This is a genomic window from Burkholderia sp. Tr-862 (genome assembly GCF_011753085.1).
Lineage (GTDB): Bacteria > Pseudomonadota > Gammaproteobacteria > Burkholderiales > Burkholderiaceae > Burkholderia > Burkholderia ambifaria.
The window spans coordinates 1-1,976 of the sequence record NZ_VWWG01000345.1 but is presented as its reverse complement, the minus strand read 5'-3'; the positions used below and the strand labels follow the sequence as shown (position 1 = coordinate 1,976).

1 protein-coding gene is annotated in these 1,976 nt (G+C 72.5%); it reads right to left on the bottom strand.

Translation table 11 applies throughout. From position 1 onward, the window contains the following. Positions 1-1,976 (bottom strand): amino acid adenylation domain-containing protein (locus tag F3J14_RS34680; protein WP_166726727.1); only part of this gene is annotated, 1,976 nt, incomplete at both ends.

The window sequence follows — 1,976 nt, the reverse complement described above, 5'->3', positions numbered from 1 at the left end:
GCCTTCTGCTGGTTGCCGCCGGACAGGCTCGCGATCGGCAGGAACGGATGCGCGGCCGCCGCCGCCGAAAACGCCGCGCGCAGCGCATCGACGTCGAGCGGACCGCGCACGCGCAGTGCGACCGGGATGTTGTAAGCAGCGCTGTCCGGCTGTGCGCGCCACAAGAACCACAGGCCGAGTTGCGCGGCCGACAACGGCCATACGCCATGCGCATCGGGTTTGACCACCGCGACGCCCGGCGCCGCGGCACCGGCTTGCGCGGCGCGCGGCGCGTCGGCCACCTGGCGCGCGTATTGCGTGAGCACCGGCGCTTCGAACAGCGCCCGCACCGGCACGTCGCGGCCGAGCCGCTCGGCGACGCGCGTCGCGACGCGCACCGCCGCCAGCGAATGGCCGCCGAGTTCGAAGAAGTGATCGCAGCGGCCGACGCGTTCGACGTTCAGCACGTCGCGCCAGATCGCCGCGAGCGCGGCTTCGTCGCCGTCGTGCGGCGCTTCGTATGCGCGTTCGACGCGCACCGGGGCTGGCAGCCGCGCGCGGTCGACCTTGCTGTTCGCGTTGCGCGGCAGCGCATCGAGCACGATCAACTGCGCGGGCACCATGTAGTCGGGCAGCGTGCGGCGCAAGTGCGCGTCGAGCGTCGCGGCTTCGACCGGCTGGGCGGCGGCCTGCGCATCGGCGCTCAGTTCGACGTACGCGACGAGCTGCGCGTGCGCGCCCTGCCCGTGCACGACCGCGCATGCTTCGCGCACCGCGTCGTGCGCGGCCAGCTGGGCCTCGATCTCGCCGAGTTCGATGCGCAGCCCGCGCAGCTTCACCTGGTGATCGACGCGGCCGATGAAGTCGAACACGCCGTCCGCGCGGCGTCGCACGAGATCGCCCGTGCGGTACAGGCGCGCACCCGGCGCGCCGTACGGATCCGGCACGAAGCGCTCGGCCGTCAGCGCGGGACGATCGAGGTAGCCGCGTGCGACGCCGATCCCCTCGCCGCCCAGGTACAGTTCGCCGATCACGCCGACCGGCAGTGGATGCAGCCGCTCGTCGAGCACGTGCGCGGTGCGCGCGCCGACCAGCGTGCCGATCGGCAGATAGGCCGCGTCGCCCAGCTTCGCGAGATCGTCGCCGGGACGGAACATCCACAGCGTCGGCGTGATCACGGTTTCGGTCGGGCCGTAGCCGTTGACCACGCGCACGTTCGGCATTGCGCGGCGCAGCATCGCGAACGCTTCGCGCGAGGTCGCTTCGCCGCCGACGGTCAGCGAGCGCAGCGTCGGCGGCGCCCCATGCGCGAGCGCCCATTCGGCGAGCTGAGCCGCGCAGCCGGGCGGCACGTAGGTCATCGTCACGCCGTCGCGGACCATCATCGCGCAGGTCTGCGCGGGCGGCCACAGCACGTCGGCCGTCACCGACACGGCGGCACCCGACAGGTATTGAGAAAACCAGCCTTCGTGCGCGCCGTCGAAGTTGACCGACTGGAACAGCAGGAACACGTCGTTCTCGCCCGCGCCGTAGCGCTCGGCAATCGCCACGCAATGCCGTGCGAACGCCGCGTGATCGACGATCACGCCCTTCGGCTTGCCGGTCGAGCCCGACGTATAGATCGCATACGCCGCATGGCCGGGCAGCACGTCCGGCAGCGCGACGTCCGCCGCCTCGTCGAGCGCGTCGACTTCGTCCGCGCGCCAGATGCGCAGTGCCGGCAGTTCGGGCAGCGATGCGGCGCTCGCGCCGTCGGTCAGCACGTGCGCGATGCCCGCATCGCCGACGATCTGGGCGAGCCGTTCGCGCGGATGAGCGGGATCGAGCGGCACGAACGCGGCGCCCGACTTCAGCACCGCGATCAGCGCGACCAGCAGGTCGACCGAACGCTGCAGCGCGACGCCGACGCGCATCTCGGGCCGCACGCCGGCCGCGACGAGATTGCGCGCGATGCGTGCCGCGCGCGCGTCGACCTCGCCGCGCGTCAGCGCGCGATA